Source organism: Geopseudomonas sagittaria (genome assembly GCF_900115715.1).
In the GTDB taxonomy this organism is placed as follows: domain Bacteria; phylum Pseudomonadota; class Gammaproteobacteria; order Pseudomonadales; family Pseudomonadaceae; genus Geopseudomonas; species Geopseudomonas sagittaria.
Map to the genome: position 1 here is coordinate 42262 of NZ_FOXM01000012.1, position 18333 is coordinate 60594.

The following is an 18333-nucleotide window of genomic DNA, read 5'->3' on the forward strand; positions in this document are numbered from 1 at the left end:
GCCCGTCCCGATCACTGAACGTTTATCCAGCGCGCCCGCCATGCTCAGCAACGAACTCAAGTCCCAGATCCAGGGCGCCTACACCCGCTTTCTCGAGGCCAAGAGCCTCAAGCCGCGCTACGGCCAGCGTCTGATGATCGCCGAAGTGGCCAAGGGCCTCGGCGCCATCGCCACCGACGACGAAGGCAAGCGCAGCGGCGAGCCGGCCGTGGTGGCGGTCGAGGCCGGCACCGGTACCGGCAAGACGGTGGCCTACGCCCTGGCGGCGATTCCCGCGGCCAAGGCCGCCGGCAAGCGCCTGGTGATCGCCACCGCCACCGTCGCCCTGCAGGAGCAGATCGTCTTCAAGGATCTGCCCGATCTGGCGCGCAACAGCGGCCTCAACTTCAGCTTCGCCCTGGCCAAGGGGCGTGGCCGCTACCTGTGCCTGTCCAAGCTGGACATGCTGCTGCAGGAGGGCGAGGCCCAGGGCGCCACCGCCCAGCTGTTCGCCGAGGACGGCTTTCGCCTCGAGATCGACGAGGACAGCCACAAGCTGTTCACCCAGATGATCGAGCGCCTGGCCGGCAACCGCTGGGACGGCGACCGCGACGCCTGGCCCGAGGCCATCGAGGACGTGCAGTGGTCGCGGCTGACCACCGACCACACCCAGTGCACCGGCCGCCATTGCCCGAACTTCCAGCAGTGCGCCTTCTACAAGGCGCGCGAGGGCATGACCAAGGTCGACGTGATCGTCACCAACCACGACCTGGTGCTCGCCGACCTGGCCCTCGGCGGCGGCGCCATCCTGCCGGCGCCGAGCGAGACCCTCTACGTGTTCGACGAGGGCCACCACCTGCCGGACAAGGCCATCGGCCACTTCGCCCACTTCACCCGCCTGCGCTCCACCGCCGAGTGGCTGGAGCAGACCGCCAAGAACCTCACCCGCCTGCTGGCGCAGAATCCGCTGCCCGGCGAATTCGGTCGACTGATCGAGGGCGTGCCGGAGCTGGCCCGCGAGATCCGCACCCAGCAGCAGTTCGTCTACAGCGCCTGCGAGGAAATCGGCGACTTCCGTCCCGGCGAGGACATGGAAGGCCGCGACCGCCCGCGCCACCGCTTCGTCGGCGGCGTGGTGCCCGTACACCTGGGCGAGATGGGCATCGAGCTGAAGAAGGGCTTCAACCGCCTGACCGAGGTGTTCACCCGCCTCAGCGACATCCTCAAGGAAGCCATGGACGGCGAGGGCAGCGCCGGGGTCAGCAGTTACCAGGCCGAGGAGTGGTATCCGCTGTTCGGCAGCCTGCTGGCGCGGGCGCAGAGCAACTGGGAGCTGTGGACCGCGTTCACCGCCGAGGACCCGGAAGACAGCCCGCCGATGGCGCGCTGGATGACCCTGGCCGAGAGCGGCAGCTATCACGACATCGAGGTCAACGCCAGCCCGATCCTCGCTGCCGAGACCCTGCGCCGCAACCTGTGGAACGTCGCCTACGGCGCCCTGGTGACCTCGGCCACGCTCACCGCGCTGGGTACCTTCGACCGCTTCCGCATGCGCGCCGGCCTGCCCAAGGGCGCCGTCACCGCCGTGGTGCCCAGCCCGTTCCGCTACGCCGAGGCCGGCCTGCTGCGTGTGCCCGATCTCAAGGCCGACCCGCGCGACGCCGCCGCGCACACCGCGGCGATCATCCGCGAACTGCCGGGCATGGTCGAAGGCGCGCGCGGCAGCCTGGTGCTGTTCTCCTCGCGCAAGCAGATGCAGGACGTGTTCGACGGCCTCGAGCGCGACTGGCGCAAGCGTGTGCTGATCCAGGGCAACCTGTCCAAGCAGGAGACCCTCAACAAGCACAAGGCGCGGGTCGACGACGGCGAGACCAGCGTGCTGTTCGGCCTGGCCAGCTTCGCCGAGGGCGTCGACCTGCCCGGCGCCTACTGCGAGCACGTGCTGATCGCCAAGATCCCCTTCGCCGTGCCGGACGATCCGGTGGAGGCGGCGCTGTCCGAGTGGATCGAGGCGCGCGGCGGCAACCCGTTCATGGAAATCGCCGTGCCGGACGCCTCCCTGCGCCTGATCCAGGCCTGCGGTCGCCTGCTGCGCACCGAGCAGGACACCGGCACGGTGACCCTGCTCGATCGCCGGGTGGTCACCCAGCGCTACGGCAAGGCCATCCTCAACGCCCTGCCGCCGTTTCGCCGGCAGATCGACTGACGCACCGGGCACTCCCACACTTGTGGGAGGCCCGCCCTCGGGGCGAAGCTCTACAGATTATCAGAGGCCCTCGCGCGGCAGCCGCGCGGGGACGCCTCGTGCCGTCATCACCGACAGGAGTTCCCATGCACATCCACGGCTATTTCGACCTGCAGTTCGAGGCAGTGAAGGAGGCCTTCGCCGAACTGTTCAACGACCCGCAGGAGCGCGGCGCCGCGTTATGCGTGCAGATCGGCGGCGAAACCGTGGTCGACCTGTGGGCCGGCGTGGCCGACAAGGACGGCGCCGAGCCCTGGCATACCGACACCATTCTCAACCTGTATTCCTGCACCAAGGCCTTCACCGCCGTTTGCGCCCTGCAGCTGGTGGGCGAGGGCAAGCTGGAGCTGGACGCGCCGGTGACCCGGCTGTGGCCCGAATTCGGCGCTGCCGGCAAGCAGCACATCACCCTACGTCAGCTGCTCAGCCACCGCGCCGGCCTGCCGGCGATCCGCCAGCCGCTGCCGCCCGAAGCGCTCTACGACTGGGACGCCATGACCGCTGCGCTGGCCGCCGAGCAGCCCTGGTGGACGCCCGGCGAAGCCCACGGCTACGCACCGATCACCTACGGCTGGCTGATCGGCGAACTGATCCGCCGCGCCACCGTACGCAGTCCCGGCGAGGTGATCGTCGAGCGCACCGCCCGGCCGCTGGGCCTCGACTTCCACATCGGCCTGGCCGACAGCGAGTTCCACCGCGTGGCGCACATCTCGCGCGGCAAGGGCAACCACGGCGACGCCGCCGCCCAGCGCGTGCTCAACGCCATGCTGCGCGAGCCGCAGGCGATGACCACCCGCGCCTTCACCAACCCGCCGTCGATCATGACCAGCACCAACAAGCCGGAATGGCGGCGCATGCAGCAGCCGGCGGCCAACGGCCACGGCAACGCGCGCAGCCTGGCCGGCTTCTATGCCGGCCTGCTCGACGGCCGCCTGCTCGACAGCGATCTGCTGACGGAAATGACCCGCGAGCACAGCCTGGGCGACGACCTCACCCTGCTGACCCGCACCCGCCTGGGCCTCGGCCTGATGCTCGAGCAGCCGGACATGGCCAACGCCACCTACGGCCTCGGTCGCCACGCCTTCGGCCACCCCGGCGCCGGCGGCTCCATCGGCTTCGCCGACCCCGAGCGCGAGCTGGCCTTCGGCTTCGTCACCAACACCCTCGGCCCGTACGTGCTGATGGACCCGCGCGTGCAGAGGCTGGCGCGGGTGGTGGGGGAGTGTTTGTAGGGGGATTTGCCCGGTAATGACTTTACTGGGCGAATTGATGCTTCAAGCGAGGCATGAGGCCTGGTGCGTTCCCGGCACCGGCGGGCACGAGCCGCACCACGCCAGGCGAGCGCGGCTGCAGTTCAAGCGTCCCTCGTTGCCAGCCAGGTCGTGCCGCTGCCCTCAGCGCTTGCCCATCGAGCGCCGGGTGCCCTTCGGGGCCATGCCCGGGCGTTTGTCGTGGTTGGACTTGTTGCCGCGCTGGTGCCACGGCTGTTCGTCGCCTTTCTTCGGCGCGTAGGCGTCCGGCGAGAAGGGGAAGCGGAAGGCGGGAGTGGCAGCCTGCGGGCTGTCCGCGGCGGTCTGCTCGTCCTGGCTGGGGGAGGTCGCTTCGGGGGCGTTGGGTTTCGACGTCATGGCAGGTCCGGATGGTGTGGTGCGTAGGGATGCGGCGTGGTGCCGGTTTTCAGGTTGCGCAGTATACCCGGCTGTCAGCGGATACAGATTGGTGATCGTCAGGAGGTCAAGGTACGCGCAAAAACTTGTACAAGAAGTTTGGTTTTCTAATTCTTGTACAATTATTTGTGCCGTCAGGGTAGTATTGGTTCACATACTGGCTTGATCACTCCTGGGCAGCCGTCGATATGCGAATCGCCTCAATCGGTCTGAACGAACACGAGCAGGGGCTGCTGGCACAGCAGCTGAAGATCCTTGCGGGCCGTACTGCCGCGCCTTGCTTGTACGTGGGCGAAGCGCAGGAGGCCGATCTGCTGATCGTGCGCAATCCCGCGCTGGTGGCGGGCGCCGGTGCGACGCTGTTGGCGCATGCGGGCACCCCGCCGAGCCGGGCCGGTGATCTGTTCCTGGAGTGGCCGCTGCGCATGTTTGCGCTGCTCGAGCTGCTGCTCGAGGTGGAAAAGCGCCTCGAGGTCGGCCGCAGCGCGCAAGCCTGCGCCGCCGAGCAGCTGGCCGCGTTGAAGCCGGATGGCTGGCTGGCGCTCGACGGGCGGCGCGTTGTCCTCCAGCCGCGCCAGGATCGTCTCGCGGCGGCGGTTGGCAGCCTCGACGAGCTGCTCGATCTGCTTCTGCGCCCGCAACTCGATCTGCTGGCCGCACTGCATCTCGATCTGCCGCCGGACGATGGCGTCGAGCTGACGTTCCAGGCCTCGCTGCGCAGCGTGATCTGGGCGCTGGCCCTGCGCAGCGGTGCGCGCTGCGGGCGCAGCTGGAACCCGGACAGCCTGCTGTTCCGCCTCTCGGCCTGGCCGCACTTCGGCGAGTGGGCGGTTTCGCCGGCGCTGCTGCGGCTGGCCGCGCTCTATACCCGCAAGCCGGCCAGTATCGCCAGCGGCTGCCGGCTGGCCGGGATGGACGAGGCCGCGGTCAGGGGCTTCCTGCTGGCCTGCGAACTCTGCCAGGTCGGGGTGACCATGGACTACGACAAGACACCCGCGCCGCAGTCGAGCAGCCCTGCAGCGCCCAGCGGTGGTCTGCTTCAGCGTCTGCGCGAGCGCCTGGGAATCAGCTTTGGAGGGAGCCGCTAGTGCCGGCCAAGATCCTGTTCATCGGTCCCATGGGGGCCGGCAAGACCACCGCCATCGCGGCGGTCAGCGATGTGGCGCCGATCGCCACCGATGTGCTCAACACCGACACCGCCCAGTGCGACAAGCCGACCACCACGGTGGCCATGGACTATGGCGAGATCCAGCTGGAGGACGACATGGTGGTCCTCTACGGCATTCCCGGCCAGGAGCGTTTCGACTTCATGTGGTCGATCCTCGCCGAGGGGGCGCTGGGCGCGGTGCTGCTGCTCAACCACGAGCGGCCGCAGGCGCGACAGGACCTGCTCGACTACCTCGATGCCTTCCCTGAACTCAGCGAGCGCGGCGCGCTGGTGGTGGCGGTCGGCCGTGCCGGTGCTGCGCCAGGCCATGCCCTGCAGCCGTACCGCGAAGCCCTGGGCGCGCGCCAGATGGCGCTGCCGGTGTTCGCCGCCGATGTGCGGCGCAAGACCGATGTGCTGTTGCTCATCGAAACCCTGATTGCCAATGCCGAAATGAATGCGTGGACCTGACTATGAGCCTCCCCGTTGACGCAACCGAAGCCAAGCAGCCGCAACTGAAGAGCCTCTGCCAGCAGCAGTTGGCCGAACTGGCGGCCACCACCCAGGGCGTGCGCGTGGCCATCGTCGCTTCGAGCGACGGCTTCCCGCTGGCCAGCCTCAATCTGGAGGCGCAGGACAGCCGGCGCATCACCGCGATGGGCGCGGCGCTGAGTGCGCTCAGCCTGCGCATCGTCCAGGAACTGGCCCTGTCGGGGCTGGAGGGCACGGTGATCGAGGCCGCGCAGGGGCTGGTGTTGTGCCGGCAGATCCCCAACAGCGTCACCCCCATGGTCCTCCTGGTGGTGACGGATGAGGAAACCAACTACGGCTATGCCCAGTGGGCCGTCAAGCATGCCGCCAAGCGGCTGAGCGAATCCCTGAACGCGCTGGGCGACCGCCCGGCCAGCAACCTGTGAGTAAAGCAATGACAGCTATCAAAGACAGCCTGGATCAACTCATGACCGTCGACGGCGCCCTGGCCTGCGCCGTGGTCGACTACGGCACCGGCATGCTGCTGGGCTCGGCGGGCGGCGGCATCGACCTGGAGCTGGCCGCTGGCGGCAACACCGAGGTGATGCGCAGCAAGGTCAAGACCATCCAGATGCTCGGTCTGGACGACGCCATCGAGGACATCCTGATCACCCTCGGCAAGCAGTACCACCTGATCCGCCCGCTGGCCAAGTCCAGCGACCTGTTCGCCTACTACGTGCTGGACAAGACCAAGGCCAACCTCGCCCTGGCCCGCCGCAAGCTGGTGGATGTCGGCGACGCCCTGGAAGTCTGAAGTCCCCCGACCTGCTGTCCGGCTGCGGGCGGCAGGTTTGCGCTTCTCGCGCCCTCCCGATTGCCTTCCTGCCCTGTTGTGTCCCTCTCCCGGCTGGCGGCTGCGCGCATCACGCCTCGCCGTGGGCGCCTGATCCGCGGGCCAGGGCCAGCAAGGCCTTGCTGCGCTGGTAGCGCGCCAGGCGCTCGGCCAGCGCTGGCGGCAGCTGGGTGGCCGGTTCGAAGCCCAGGCGTCGATAGAAGCCGACCAGGTCCGGGTGGCAGAACAGCCACACCGGCCCCGCGGTTCGCGCCAGGGCATGTTCGATCAGCTGGCTGGCCAGGCCCTGGCTGCGTGCGGTGGGCGCCACCAGCAGGCCGGTCAGCCAGTGGCCGTGGTCCAGCGGGGTCAGGTTGAGGGCGGCGAGGATTTCCTGCCGCCGCGCCACCCAGGTCTGCGCTCCGCTGGGAGCACGCATCGGCGAGCGATGGGCGCGGTAGAACTTGCCCAGCAGGGGCTGCAGCAGCGGCGCGAGCAGCTCGCAGTGGATGTCGCGTGTTTCGTGCATGCGGCTGATCGCGCCTAGCGCTGGGGTTCAGTCGAGCAGCTCGGCCGGCACGTTGCCGCCGTTGTCCGCCAGTTTCTGCAGCACGGTCTTGTGCAGCCACATGTTCATCTGCGCCGAGTCCGCCATCTTCTCCGGCGGGCAGCCCAGCTCGCTGGCGAGCTCCTTGCGGGCGGTCAGGCTGCTGTCCATGCCGAGCAGCTTGAGCAGGTCGACGATCGAGACTTTCCAGTTGAGCTTTTCCGGATTGGCGGCGGCCAGCCCTTCCAGTTTGGCGACCACGTCGACCAGGGCCATGCCCGCGGGTGCTGCCGGCGTCGGGGTGGCGGGCGTGGCGGTCGGCGGGCTTGATGGCTCCACCGGCGCGGCCTGCGCCTCTTCGCCGAAGCCGAGCTTGGCCAGGATCTTGCTGAACAGTCCCATGGGAATTCCTCTATCGAGTGAGTGGCGCAAGGGAGGATAGCCGCACACGGCAGGCGTTGCCGCCCGAGGGCGCGTGCCGGGCGACGAAAATCAGAACAGGTCGCCGATATTCACCGTCGAGCGCCGGCCGAGATCCTGGTGGTGGGCGGCGAGCCAGTCGCGGGTGCACGCCCGGCCCTGGTCGCGCAGCATCTCCAGGAAGGGCAGGCTGGTGGTCAGCTTGGACTCGCTGGCCAGCCGCCGGGTCAGCTCGCCCATGGCGATCAGGTGGAGGTTGGTCCGCATCAGGCGGCGCTCCAGGCGCCCGAGCGGCAGCAGCGAGCGCCCGACGAACTCCCGGGCGCGGGCGATGCTGCGCATCTCGCGCAGGAAGGTGGACTGGAACGCCAGGTCCTGCGAGCGGCGGCGGATCTCCTCGGGACTGTGCGGGGTCGCCCCCTGCACCGGCGGGCTGAGCAGCACCAGCAGGATGTCGGCACTGCTGCAGTCGTAGAGCAGCGGGAAGATCGCCGGGTTGGCGGCGAAAGCGCCATCCCAGTAGGGCTCGCCGTCGATCTCGATGGCGTGGTGCAGGCTGGGCAGGCAGGCCGAGGCCAGCACGCTCGCCACGCTCAGCTCGGCGGTGCGGAACAGGCGCAGCCGGCCGCTGTTGGCGTTGGTGGCGGCGATGAACAGGCGCAGCGGACTGGCGCGCAGGCGTTCGAAGTCGATCTGCGTGCTGACGATGTCGCGCAGCGGATTGATGTCGAGCGGGTTGAACTGCTGCGGCGACAGTTGCTGGATCCAGTACAGCATCATCTTGGCGCTGGGCGACAGGCTGCCGCTCTCGATGTCGGCGCCCGCGCTGATCAGCGGCGCGCTGTGCGCCACCGCCTCCCAGAAGCGCGCCAGTGCCTGGCGCGCCCCTTCGCGGCCGCCCTGCAGCAGGCCATGGGCGAGCACCACGGCGTTCATCGCTCCAGCGCTGGTGCCGCTGATGCCCTCGAAGTCGACTCGGCCGTCCTCGAGCAGGGCATCCAGCACGCCCCAGGTAAAGGCCCCATGCGCACCGCCGCCCTGCAGGGCGAGGTTGATGGGCGGCGACTTGCGCGCGCGAAGGAACATGGCGTGACCCTGCGGTTGGACCGGGAATGGCGTTAGCCCAGCAAAACCCATTCCAGTGTCACGCGTGTGTCAGCGGCGCCGGTCTGCGCGTCGCGCTCCCGCCGCGGTGGCGGGAGCGCTCGGGCTCAGACCTTCTTGACGAACTCGGACTTCAGCTTCATCGCGCCGATGCCGTCGATCTTGCAGTCGATGTCATGGTCGCCGTCGCACAGGCGGATGCCCTTGACCTTGGTGCCGACCTTGACCACCAGCGACGAGCCCTTGACCTTGAGGTCCTTGATCACGGAAACGGTGTCGCCATCCTGCAGGACGTTGCCGACCGAGTCGCGGATCACCTTGTCGCCTTCGGTCGGCGTCTCGGCAGCGAGGGCGGACCACTCATGGGCGCACTCCGGGCAGATCAGCGACGGGCCATCTTCGTAGGTGTATTCGGAACCGCATTTGGGGCAGGGCGGCAGAGTGCTCATGAATGATCCTCATGTTCTGGCAGGAAGAAAGCCGGAGATTATATGAGGTTTTGCCGCTTCCGAGTAACACCTTGCGGCGGAAGATCGCGAATGGCCGCCTCGGCGACGGACGGTTCGCCAGGCTGGGAGGCGCCCAGGCGCATGACCTTTGGTCATGTGGCGAATGCACGGCAAGGCCCGGGCAGTGGGCCGCCAGGGTGTTCGCCAGCCAGCCGGTGGTGGCAGGACAACTCTTGCAATAGCTGGATTTTGACATTGCCCAGGCGGGTTCCGAAGATGGCCATCCTTGCGGTAATCCACGGAATAGAGACAAGCATGCACGCTGAAGAGAAGAGTTTGATCGATGGCCTGTTTTCCCGCCTGCGCGACGCCGAAAGCCAGGCCGCGCCGCGCGAGGCCGAGGCCGAAGCGCTGATCAACGAGCACCTCGCCCGCCAGCCGGCGGCGCCCTACTACATGGCTCAGGCCATCGTCGTGCAGGAAAATGCCATCCAGCAGCTGGATGGCCGCGTCAAGGAGCTGGAAGCGCAGATCGAAACGCTCAAGCGCAGCCAGAGCAGCGCCCCGCAGCAGAGCAGCGGCGGCTTCCTGTCCAGCCTGTTCGGCGGCGGTCGCAGCCAGTCGCAGCCGCAGGCGCAGCAGCCCGCCAGTGCTTCGGTGGCCGCGCAGCCGGCGAAGTCGGGCTGGCAAGAACCGGCGGCCGGCAACCGCAACAGCTTCGGCCAGCCGGCACGTTTCGGTCAGCAGCCGGGTTTCGGCCAGCGCGGCGCCCAACCCCAGCAGGGCGGCGGCTTCCTCTCCGGCGCGCTGCAGACCGCTGCCGGCGTGGCCGGCGGCATGGTGCTGGGCAATATGCTGATGGACATGTTCCAGGGTGACGAAGCGGAGAAGGTCGCCGAGCAGGCGCCCGCCGAGCCGGCAGAACAGCCCGCTGCGATGGAAGAGCCGGTCGCCGCGGAAGAGAACTATGCCGACAACGGCTTCTTCGGTGGCGGCGATGAAGGCGGCTTCTTCGGTGGCGATGACGAAGACTTCGTCTGACCGTCTGACCGTCTGACCGTCTGACCGTCTGACCTTGGCCGACACCGTGCCCGCGGCGATCTACGGTGTGGTGTCGGCCGGAGGGGGAACTCAGCCGGCGAGGCCGACGTAGACGTTCTGCACGTCGTCGTGGTTGTCGAGGGCTTCGAGGAAGGCTTCGACTTCCTCGAGGTCGCTGCCCGACAGGCTGACCGGGTTCTTCGCCTTGTAGCCGAGCTGGGCCGATTGCACGGTGAAGCCGAATTCCGGCAGCGCCTTGCACACCGCGTCCAGGTCGGTCGGGTCGGTATAGAACAGGGTGGCGCCTTCCTCGGCCGGCTCGAAGTCCTGGGCGCCGGCCTCGATGGCGGCCAGTTCCGGATCGGCGTCGCCTTCCGGTGTCGCTTCGATCATGCCCAAGTGGTCGAAGTCCCAGCTCACCGAGCCGGAGGTGCCCATCTGGCCCTTGCGGAACAGCACGCGGATTTCCGCCACGGTGCGGTTCACGTTGTCGGTCAGGCACTCGACGATCACCGGCACCTGATGCGGGGCGAAGCCTTCGTACAGGGTGCGCTCGTAGTGGACGATCTCACCGGACAACCCAGCGCCCTTCTTGATCGCGCGCTCCAGGGTCTCCTTGGGCATCGACGCCTTCTTGGCCTGGTGTACGGCCAGACGCAGCTTGGGGTTCATGTCCGGGTCGGCGCCGTTGCGCGCGGCAATCATGATTTCCTTCACCAGCTTGCCGAAGATCTTGCCCCTGGCGTTGGCGGCGGCTTCTTTCGGTTTGGCTTTCCACTGGGCGCCCATATCGGTTCTCCGCTGTGACGGTTGAGTCCCGGGCCGGCCCGGGAACGGGAGGGCGATTCTAGCGGCTCGCGGGTGTGGTCGGACAAGCAAAATTTTCCGCCGGCGGAATCGGCAGGCGGTCTGCGGCACGTGCGCCGGCGCGGCCAGGCGAGCGCCTGGGCAGGGCCCAGCCGGCACGAAAAGGCTGGCAGCGACGCACAGACTGGTTACAGTTAATGACTCATTCCTTGCACGGTTCAGGAGTCGTCATGCATACGGTATTGATTCCCTTCGACGGTTCGGCAAGTGCCAAACGTGCCATCCAGTATCTGATCGATTTATCCAAGGACTTTGCGCAGATCAAGGTGCATGTGCTGAATGTCCAGACCGAGCCGGTGCTCTATGGCGAATACGTGACCCCGGATTTGCTGGATCAGCTGCATGCCGGTGCCCTGCAGCACGCCGCCGAGATCAATGCCGAAGCGACGGCCCTGCTCGGCGCCGCCAATGTCAGCCATGAAACCCATGTGGCGACGGGCATGGTGGCGCCGGAGATCGCTCGCGTGGTCAAGGAATACGCCTGCGATGCCGTGGTCATGGGCACCCGCGGCATGGGCAGCCTCAAGAACCTGGTGCTGGGCTCGGTTGCCACCCAGGTGGTGCATGAGGTGGCGGTGCCGGTAACGCTGGTCAAGTAGTCGCGGCAAGCCCCGATGGCTCCTGCGCCGCCGCGTGGGGCCGTCGCGGCCGGTGCGGATTGGCGTCAATACCAACGCTGCGGGTAGCGCGGTTGTAGGGGCGCCTGCTTTTCTTTATCCTTCCGCCATCTTTCACGAACTCCGGACAATTACCATGCTAGAAACAACCCTCGCGCAACTGGAAAGCCTGGTAGCCGAGCTGCTGCAACAGAACCAGACCCTGGCCGCCAACTGCGCACAGCTCGAGCAACAGCTGCGTCAGGCCCGTGACGAGAACGACAGCCTGCAGATGGCCGCCCTCGAGCAGGAAGAACAGCAGAGCGCCACCCTGGCCCGCCTGCAGGCGCTGGTGCAGCGTGCCGGTGTCAGTAGCGCCGCATGAAGGAGACTGGCGTCCGTGTCCTGAAGATCCTCGGGCGCGATTACTCGGTCCGCGCCTCCGCCAGCGAAGAGGCCGTGCTGCAACAGGCCGCGGCCTTGCTGCAGCAGCGCGTCAACGAGAACCAGCAGCGCTTCCCGGCTGCGGGCAGCCAGGAACTGCTGGTGCTCACCGCGCTGAATCTGTGTGTTCCGCTGCTCGAGCAGGGCGAGCAACTGCGCGCCGTGCAGGAGCGCCTGGCCGCCAGCGTGGAGCTGATCAGCCGGCAGTTGCGGGTCTAGGCTTCGTCCTGCCGGGCCTTGCGGGGCAAACGAAAAGAGGGGCTGCCAGTGGCAGCCCCTCTTTTTTATGTGCGGCGCCCTGGGGCGCGCGCCATCAGTCCTGGCGGCTGGTGACTTCCAGCAGGTGGTAGCCGAACTGGGTCTTCACCGGGCCCTGCACGACATTGATCGGGGCGCTGAACACCACGGTGTCGAATTCCTTGACCATCTGGCCCGGGCCGAACGAGCCGAGGTCGCCACCCTGGCGGCTGGACGGGCAGGTCGAATTTTCCTTGGCAACCTGGGCGAAGTCGGCACCGGCTTCGATGGCGGCTTTCAGCTCCAGGCACTTGGCTTCGCTGGCGACCAGGATGTGACGGGCGGTGGCTTTTTTGGCCATGGGGATACTCCTTTCAAAGAAGCTCCTGAGCCTACCGGAATCCGCGGACGATTCAAGCGCCGGGAGGGGGCGCTGACCTCTGGCCGCGGCGCCCGCTACTGGCTGGCGGTGTCTCGGGAGTGGCAGGCCGGGACTCAGCCGATGCTGAGGGTGCGCTTGATGATCGCCTTGAGGCGCCCGCCGATACCCTTGTGCTGCGGGCATACGCCCTTGCCGTTGTCGGCGCCCACGGAGCGCTTGAAGGCGCGGACCTGGTCGGTCTCGACCGGCAGGCGGCACAGCGAGCAGGCCGGTGCGCACTGGTCGCAGAGCGGGAATACCCCGCGCAGGGCGTCGACCGTCATGGACATGACCAGGAAGCCCTTGGCCGGGGTGTCGTCCTTCGGATAGGCGCGTTCGAGAACATGAAAGGCGAGGGGGCGGTCAGTGGCGCCGCACATGGCGCAGGCGCAGCCATCGCTCACTTGGTGCTTGAGGGCGTTCTTGGGGTCGTGAGCGATTTCTTCGGAGGGCATGGCATCTTTTCTTGGTGAGATTGCCGATATCTTAGGCGATTGGCCGATTTTATGCACGGAAGCGCTGGCGGGCGGCTTGCCGCCAGGCGGGCCTGGCCGGCGAGGCCCTGAGCGTTTCTACCCTGCGCAAGAGTTTCCCCTGGAGAATCCTCGCTGGCATGGCGCCTTGAACACGGTGAACGGCGCCTGTCCCGCCTGCGGCAGGGCGGGGCAGGCGAGCTGGCCTCAGTGCCTGCTCTTGATGGTCTTCAGCAGATCCTCGGGGCTGATGTGACCGACGATGCTCTCGGCGCTGCCGGGTTGCGGCAGGTTGAGGATGTGGCCTTTCATCTTGCCGATGATGTGCATCTCGCACGGCTTGCAGTCGAAGGTCAGGGTCAGCACCTCGTCCTGATGCACCAGCTGCATCGGCGCGACCTTGGTGCGCACGCCGGTGACGCCCTTGGCCTGCTTGGGGCACAGGTTGAAGGAGAAACGCAGGCAGTGCTTGGTGATCATCACCGGCACTTCGCCGCTTTCCTCGTGGGCCTCGTAGGCCGCATCGATCAGCTGCACGCCGAAGCGGTGATAGAAGGCGCGGGCCTTCTCGTTGTACACGTTGGCCAGGAAGGTCAGGTGCGACTCCGGATACACCGGAGGCGGCACGCTGACCGGCTTGCGAGCGCCGCGCGGGTGGGCGGCGATGCGCGCGGCGGTCAGCGCCTCGATGGCCTCGCGGCGCAGGGCCTTGAGCTGCGAGTTGGGCACGAAAAAGGCCTGCGGCGCGTCGATCTGCACGTCTTGCGCATGGTAGATGGTGGTGCCCAGCTTGCTCAGGGTATCGCGCAGCTGCTCGTGGGCCTGCTCGGGGTTTTTCGCCAGCCCGAACGGCCCGGCCAGGCTGGCCGAGGCGCTGATCCCTTCCTCGCTGGTCACGCTGAGGGTGAGCTGCTGCGCGCTCAGCCGGGCCTGCCAGCTGACCGCCACGCGGCGCTCGGCGGAAGTCTTCAGCAGCGCCTGCTGCCAGTTGTGGTCGAGGTTACGGTTCAGCACGTGCTGCGGGCGCAGCTGCTTCAGCTCCGCCGGCATCTCGTTGGGCACGATGCGGTACTGCCAGCGGGGCTGGCCGTCCTCCTCGAACTGGCCGAGCGGCTCGACCGTGTTGGCGCGAAAACCCACCACCTCGCGCTTGACCAGCACGTTCAGGCCATCGCCGTTGCTGAGCGGTTCGCTGGTGTTGGCGGTGAAGTCGTGCTTGCCGACCTTGATGATCTCGCCCACCGGCAGGCCGATGAACTTCGGCGACTCGAAGGCGCCGATGTCGATCTTGCGCTCGCTGACGAAGTAGTCGGTGCTGCCGCGGTGGAAGGTCTTTTCCGTGTTGGGCACGAAGAAGTGCTCGGTGAAGCCGCTGGAGGCGCGGGCCAGCTCGGGACGCTCGGTGAGGATCTGGTCCAGCTGCTGGCGGTAGTGCGCGGTGATGTTCTTCACGTAGCTCACATCCTTGTAGCGGCCTTCGATCTTGAACGAGCGCGCGCCGGCATCCACCAGCGCCCGCAGGTTGTCGGTCTGGTTGTTGTCCTTCATCGACAGCAGGTGCTTGTCGTAGGCGACCACGCGGCCCTGATCGTCCTTCAGGGTGTACGGCAGGCGGCAGGCCTGCGAGCAGTCGCCGCGGTTGGCGCTGCGCCCGGTCTGCGCATGGGAGATGTTGCACTGTCCGGAAAACGCCACGCACAGCGCGCCGTGGATGAAGAACTCGATGGTCGCGTCGACCTGCGCGCTGATCGCGCGGATCTCCTGCAGGTTGAGTTCGCGCGCCAGCACCAGCTGGGAAAAGCCGGCGTCGGAGAGGAATCTGGCCTTTTCCAGGGTGCGGATATCGGTCTGGGTACTGGCATGCAGCTCGATCGGCGGAATGTCCATCTCGAGGATGCCCATGTCCTGCACGATCAGCGCATCGGCGCCGGCCTCGTAGAGCTGCCAGATCAGCTGCCGGGCGGGCTCCAGCTCGTCGTCATGCAGGATGGTGTTGATGGTGACGAACACCTTGGCGTGGAACAGGTGGGCAAATTCCACCAGGCTGGCAATCTCCGCCACGCTGTTGCCGGCGTTGTGCCGCGCACCGAAGCTGGGGCCGCCGATATACACGGCATCGGCGCCATGCAGAATGGCCTCCTTGGCGATCGACACATCCCGCGCGGGGCTCAGCAGTTCCAGGTGGTGCTTGGGTAATGACATGGGCGGGCTCATGACCGGTACGAAACAGGCGGCCATTTTAGCCGCCCGCAACGCATTTGGAGCATCCGCGTGACGCGCGGGGGCGCCGGCCTTGTGTGGGGCGGGCGGTGGCGCAGCCTTGTCCGATCGTACCGGCGGCTGCCGGGTGTGCGCAAAAGCCCTGCAATCGCGCATCATGGGCGCAGTCAGATCAAGGAGGTTGCCATGCGTAGCGCTTCATTCATGGCGCGGTTTGCCGCGCTGTCGCTGGGTTGGGTGTTTGCCGCCGCTGCCGGGGCGAGCGAAGAGACGCAGTTGCTGGAGTCGATCAACGGCTACCGCAGCCAGGTGCAGCGCTGCACCGGCCAGGCGCTGGGCGAGCTGCCGCCGCTGGCGGCCGATCCGCGGCTGATCCTGCCGGCCGGCGCGGTCGGGGACTTGCGGCAGGCGCTGACCCGCACGGACTACCAGATGGTCAGCGCCCAGGCGATCAGCCTGTCCGGCCCGCGCGACGCGCAGGCGGCCATGACCACGCTGCAGGCGAACTACTGCCAGGTATTGCTGGACCCGCAGTTCGTCGATATCGGTGTCAGTCGCGCGGGGCGCGACTGGCGCATCGTGCTGGCGCGACCGCTGCTGGCCGGGCGCATGGGCGACTGGCAGGCGGAAGGGCAGAAGCTGCTCGAGGGGATCAATGCCGCCCGCGCGCAGGCGCGCCAGTGCGGCGGCCAGGCCTTCGCCGCGGCGGCGCCGCTGGCCTGGAACGCCGTGCTGGGGACGGTGGCCGAGACGCACAGTCGGGCCATGGCCAACGGCAACTTCTTCGACCACCGGGACCGCGACGGCCGCACCCCGGGCGACCGGGCGGAGCTGGCCGGCTACAGCGGCGGGCAGATCGGCGAGAACATCGCCGCCGCGCAGGACAGCGCGCGCAAGGTGGTCGACGGCTGGCTGGCCAGCCCCGGCCACTGCGCCAACCTGATGAACCCGCAATTCCGCGAGCTGGGCGCGGCCTACGCGGCCGACCCGAAGAGCGATGCGGGGATCTACTGGACGGCGCTGTTCGGGGCGCCGTGATCTGGGGGAATGGTGGAAAACCGCGCAGCGGTTTTCCACCAGGGATGCCAGGGCTACTCGCCAGAGTAATCAGTGGACCGCGATAGTGCCTTCCAGACGGCCAGCTCGGCGGCGACCTGCGCATTCTTTTCCTCGATCCGTGCTACTGCGTCACTGCCCAGCGGCAGGCGCAGCGGTGGCTGCTCAGCATCTGCCAGGGCGAGGATGGCAACCGCTAGCTTGGCTGGATCCCCAGGCTGGGCGTGGTTGGCCGAGTGGGCGAAGCGCCGCATGGCGCCGACGGTTTCCTCGTAGTCCGGCAGCTCCAGAGCGGTCTTAACCAGCGACTGCTCGTCAAGGAAGTCAGTACGGAAGAAGCCAGGCTCGACCACCGTGACGCTGATGCCAAGCGGCGCGACCTCCTGCTGCAGGGCTTCGGTGATGCCCTCCACCGCGAACTTGGTGGAGCCGTACACGCCCCAGCCCATATAGGCCTGGTAGCCGCCCAGAGACGAGATGTTGATGACGTGGCCGGAACGCTGCTGGCGCATGTGCGGTAGCACGGCGCGGGTCACATTGAGCAGACCGAAAACGTTGGTGGCATACAGCCGTTCGACCTCACCTGCGCTGGTTTCCTCCACCGCGCCCAGTACGCCGTAACCGGCGTTGTTGAGCAGCACGTCGATGCGGCCGAAGCGCTCCACGCCCGCGGCGACGGCCTGATGGGCCTCGCTCTCCTGGGTCACGTCCAGCCGGACGGCCAGCAGGTTGGGATGGTCGCCCAGCCGGGCGATCACGTCGGCGGGCTTGCGGGCGGTGGCGATGACGGCATCGCCGGCTTGCAGGGCCTGTTCCGCGATCAGGGCGCCGAAACCACGCGAAGCCCCGGTAATCAGCCAAGTGCGCATGTTTGAATCCTCGTGTCTTCGGTCCCGCCGCTTGCGAGGCCGTTGATGTAACTCTAGGGCTGGATTACTCATGTGATAATCCCAAAAGAATGGCATGGGCTTTTGAGCTGGAATCACAAATGAAACCCGTCTCCGCCGCCGATCTGGCAATCTTCCTCGCTATCGCGCAGCACCTCAGCTTCAGCCGCGCGGCGGTCGAGCTCGGCCTGTCACCGTCGGCCCTCAGCCATGCGCTGCGTGGACTAGAAGAGCGCCTGGGCGTGCGCCTATTCAACCGCACCACCCGCAGCGTGGCCCTCACCGAGGCGGGCGAACATCTCTATGTGCGAGTCAAGCCGGCATTTCGCGACATCTACGATGCTCTGGAAGACCTCAACAGCTTCCGCGACAAGCCTTCGGGCACGCTGCGCATCAATGCCGGCCGTCCGGCTGTCCAACTGTTGCTGCTGCCGCTGGCGAGTCGCTTCCTCGCCGCCTATCCGGACGTGCGTCTGGAGATCGTCTCGGACGATGCACTGGTGGACGTGGTGGCCGCCGGCTTCGACGCCGGCGTGCGCTTCGGCGACCGCCTGGAGATGGACATGGTGTCGCTGCCCATCGGCCCTCGCATGCGCTCGGTGGTGGTAGGCGCGCCGGCGCTGTTCGAGAGATACCCCGTACCGCAGACACCTCAGGACCTGCAGGGGCTGCCATGCATCAGGCATCGCTTTCCCAGTGGCAGCCTCTACCAGTGGGAGCTCGAGCGAGGCGGCATCAAGCTGGAGGTCGAGGTGGACGGCCCGCTCACCCTGAGCGACGTTGGCCTGATGGTCGCACCGGCGGAGCAGGGTGTCGGGCTCGCCTATGTATTTGAGGCGATGGTCAGAGAGTCGCTGGCCGACGGTCGCTTGATCCAGGTGCTGGCGGACTGGTGCCCAGACTACCCGGGCCTTTTCCTCTACTACCCCAGCCGTCGCCATGTACCGGCTGCCCTCCGCGCTTTCGTCGAGTTTGCTCGTACCGCCCTGGAAGCTGGTGGCTCGAGGCCTGGCTAACTGCTCGAGCGGTGCTCAAGAGCGTTGGGCAAGATCAATCCGCAATTTCGCGAGCTGGGCGCGGCCTACGCGGCCGACCCGAAGAGCGATGCGGGGATCTACTGGACGGCGCTGTTCGGGGCGCCGTGAAGCGGGCCCGCCGCAGCCGCTCACCCGGGTAACGGGTTGGGGCTGCGGTGGCGGGAGGTGTTACCGCTTCGCTGCGGCGTAACGC

General features: G+C 67.4%; 22 protein-coding genes and 1 pseudogene. 13 read left to right on the top strand and 10 right to left on the bottom strand.

The window, feature by feature from the left end:
* Window positions 1-40: 40 nt before the first annotated feature.
* Window positions 41-2185, top strand: a complete 2145-nt coding sequence (gene dinG / locus BM297_RS14720) for an ATP-dependent DNA helicase DinG (RefSeq protein ID WP_092432825.1) — start codon at window positions 41-43, stop codon at window positions 2183-2185.
* Between the two features lie 125 nt (window positions 2186-2310).
* A complete protein-coding gene (locus BM297_RS14725; protein ID WP_092432826.1) occupies window positions 2311-3456 on the top strand; it encodes a serine hydrolase domain-containing protein in 1146 nt (381 codons plus the stop codon).
* Between the two features lie 162 nt (window positions 3457-3618).
* On the opposite strand, the gene BM297_RS14730 is transcribed toward BM297_RS14725, so the two are convergent.
* A complete protein-coding gene (locus BM297_RS14730; RefSeq protein WP_092432827.1) occupies window positions 3619-3852 on the bottom strand; it encodes a hypothetical protein in 234 nt (77 codons plus the stop codon).
* Window positions 3853-4079: 227 nt separating this feature from the next.
* Between BM297_RS14730 and BM297_RS14735 the strand changes: the two genes are divergently transcribed.
* The 4 genes from BM297_RS14735 to BM297_RS14750 are packed head-to-tail and all read left to right on the top strand — an operon-like array spanning window position 4080 to window position 6323.
* The gene (locus BM297_RS14735) at window positions 4080-4979 is read left to right on the top strand and encodes a hypothetical protein (protein ID WP_092432829.1); all 900 of its coding nucleotides are present in this window, start codon (window positions 4080-4082) and stop codon (window positions 4977-4979) included.
* Entirely contained in the window at window positions 4979-5509 is a 531-nt protein-coding gene (locus BM297_RS14740; protein WP_217648270.1) for a GTP-binding protein, read from the top strand. The genes BM297_RS14735 and BM297_RS14740 overlap by 1 nt, the downstream gene beginning before the upstream one ends.
* Window positions 5510-5511: 2 nt before the next feature.
* Window positions 5512-5955, top strand: coding sequence for a roadblock/LC7 domain-containing protein (locus BM297_RS14745; RefSeq protein ID WP_092432830.1), 444 nt, complete (start codon window positions 5512-5514; stop codon window positions 5953-5955).
* 8 nt (window positions 5956-5963) lie between these two features.
* The gene (locus BM297_RS14750; protein ID WP_092432831.1) at window positions 5964-6323 is read left to right on the top strand and encodes a hypothetical protein; all 360 of its coding nucleotides are present in this window, start codon (window positions 5964-5966) and stop codon (window positions 6321-6323) included.
* A 109-nt stretch (window positions 6324-6432) separates the two neighbouring features.
* On the opposite strand, the gene BM297_RS14755 is transcribed toward BM297_RS14750, so the two are convergent.
* From BM297_RS14755 to BM297_RS14770, 4 genes are all read right to left on the bottom strand, one after another.
* Window positions 6433-6870 carry a GNAT family N-acetyltransferase gene (locus BM297_RS14755; protein ID WP_092432833.1) on the bottom strand — a complete coding sequence of 146 codons (438 nt, stop codon included), beginning with the start codon at window positions 6868-6870 and terminating at the stop codon, window positions 6433-6435.
* A 27-nt stretch (window positions 6871-6897) separates the two neighbouring features.
* The gene (locus tag BM297_RS14760) at window positions 6898-7290 is read right to left on the bottom strand and encodes a DUF3597 domain-containing protein (RefSeq protein WP_092432834.1); all 393 of its coding nucleotides are present in this window, start codon (window positions 7288-7290) and stop codon (window positions 6898-6900) included.
* A 90-nt stretch (window positions 7291-7380) separates the two neighbouring features.
* Window positions 7381-8394, bottom strand: coding sequence for a patatin-like phospholipase family protein (locus BM297_RS14765; protein WP_092432838.1), 1014 nt, complete (start codon window positions 8392-8394; stop codon window positions 7381-7383).
* 125 nt (window positions 8395-8519) lie between these two features.
* Window positions 8520-8861, bottom strand: a complete 342-nt coding sequence (locus BM297_RS14770; protein WP_092432843.1) for a zinc ribbon domain-containing protein YjdM — start codon at window positions 8859-8861, stop codon at window positions 8520-8522.
* A 315-nt stretch (window positions 8862-9176) separates the two neighbouring features.
* Here BM297_RS14770 and BM297_RS14780 point away from each other — a divergent pair, with 315 nt between their 5' ends.
* Entirely contained in the window at window positions 9177-9902 is a 726-nt protein-coding gene (locus BM297_RS14780; protein WP_092432845.1) for a DUF2076 domain-containing protein, read from the top strand.
* A gap of 90 nt (window positions 9903-9992) precedes the next feature.
* On the opposite strand, the gene BM297_RS14785 is transcribed toward BM297_RS14780, so the two are convergent.
* Window positions 9993-10691, bottom strand: a complete 699-nt coding sequence (locus tag BM297_RS14785) for a YebC/PmpR family DNA-binding transcriptional regulator (RefSeq protein ID WP_092432847.1) — start codon at window positions 10689-10691, stop codon at window positions 9993-9995.
* 248 nt (window positions 10692-10939) lie between these two features.
* Between BM297_RS14785 and BM297_RS14790 the strand changes: the two genes are divergently transcribed.
* From BM297_RS14790 to BM297_RS14800, 3 genes are all read left to right on the top strand, one after another.
* Window positions 10940-11368 (top strand): universal stress protein, encoded by a 429-nt coding sequence (locus tag BM297_RS14790; RefSeq protein ID WP_092432848.1) that lies wholly within the window; start codon window positions 10940-10942, stop codon window positions 11366-11368.
* A gap of 154 nt (window positions 11369-11522) precedes the next feature.
* A complete protein-coding gene (locus BM297_RS14795) occupies window positions 11523-11750 on the top strand; it encodes a hypothetical protein (protein WP_092432851.1) in 228 nt (75 codons plus the stop codon).
* The gene (locus BM297_RS14800) at window positions 11747-12028 is read left to right on the top strand and encodes a cell division protein ZapA (RefSeq protein ID WP_092432854.1); all 282 of its coding nucleotides are present in this window, start codon (window positions 11747-11749) and stop codon (window positions 12026-12028) included. Before BM297_RS14795 ends, BM297_RS14800 begins: the two co-directional genes overlap by 4 nt.
* A gap of 94 nt (window positions 12029-12122) precedes the next feature.
* Here BM297_RS14800 and BM297_RS22380 read toward each other — a convergent pair whose 3' ends face one another.
* The 3 genes from BM297_RS22380 to BM297_RS14815 all read right to left on the bottom strand — a co-directional run bounded on the left by BM297_RS22380 (window position 12123) and on the right by BM297_RS14815 (window position 15142).
* Window positions 12123-12611, bottom strand: a complete 489-nt coding sequence (locus tag BM297_RS22380; protein ID WP_281250251.1) for a peptidylprolyl isomerase — start codon at window positions 12609-12611, stop codon at window positions 12123-12125.
* A complete protein-coding gene (locus tag BM297_RS14810) occupies window positions 12542-12922 on the bottom strand; it encodes a hypothetical protein (RefSeq protein ID WP_092432856.1) in 381 nt (126 codons plus the stop codon). Before BM297_RS14810 ends, BM297_RS22380 begins: the two co-directional genes overlap by 70 nt.
* A 225-nt stretch (window positions 12923-13147) precedes the next feature.
* Window positions 13148-15142 (bottom strand): peptidase U32 family protein, encoded by a 1995-nt coding sequence (locus BM297_RS14815; protein ID WP_092432857.1) that lies wholly within the window; start codon window positions 15140-15142, stop codon window positions 13148-13150.
* A gap of 204 nt (window positions 15143-15346) precedes the next feature.
* Here BM297_RS14815 and BM297_RS14820 point away from each other — a divergent pair, with 204 nt between their 5' ends.
* On the top strand, window positions 15347-16198 hold the full coding sequence (locus BM297_RS14820; protein ID WP_092432859.1) for a CAP domain-containing protein: 852 nt from the start codon (window positions 15347-15349) through the stop codon (window positions 16196-16198).
* A gap of 53 nt (window positions 16199-16251) precedes the next feature.
* On the opposite strand, the gene BM297_RS14825 is transcribed toward BM297_RS14820, so the two are convergent.
* Entirely contained in the window at window positions 16252-17085 is an 834-nt protein-coding gene (locus BM297_RS14825) for an oxidoreductase (protein ID WP_092432862.1), read from the bottom strand.
* 119 nt (window positions 17086-17204) lie between these two features.
* Here BM297_RS14825 and BM297_RS14830 point away from each other — a divergent pair, with 119 nt between their 5' ends.
* Window positions 17205-18119 carry a LysR family transcriptional regulator gene (locus tag BM297_RS14830; RefSeq protein ID WP_092432865.1) on the top strand — a complete coding sequence of 305 codons (915 nt, stop codon included), beginning with the start codon at window positions 17205-17207 and terminating at the stop codon, window positions 18117-18119.
* Window positions 18120-18152: 33 nt separating this feature from the next.
* A pseudogene (locus tag BM297_RS14835) lies at window positions 18153-18248 on the top strand (CAP domain-containing protein); the annotation flags it as partial.
* Window positions 18249-18333: the final 85 nt, after the last annotated feature.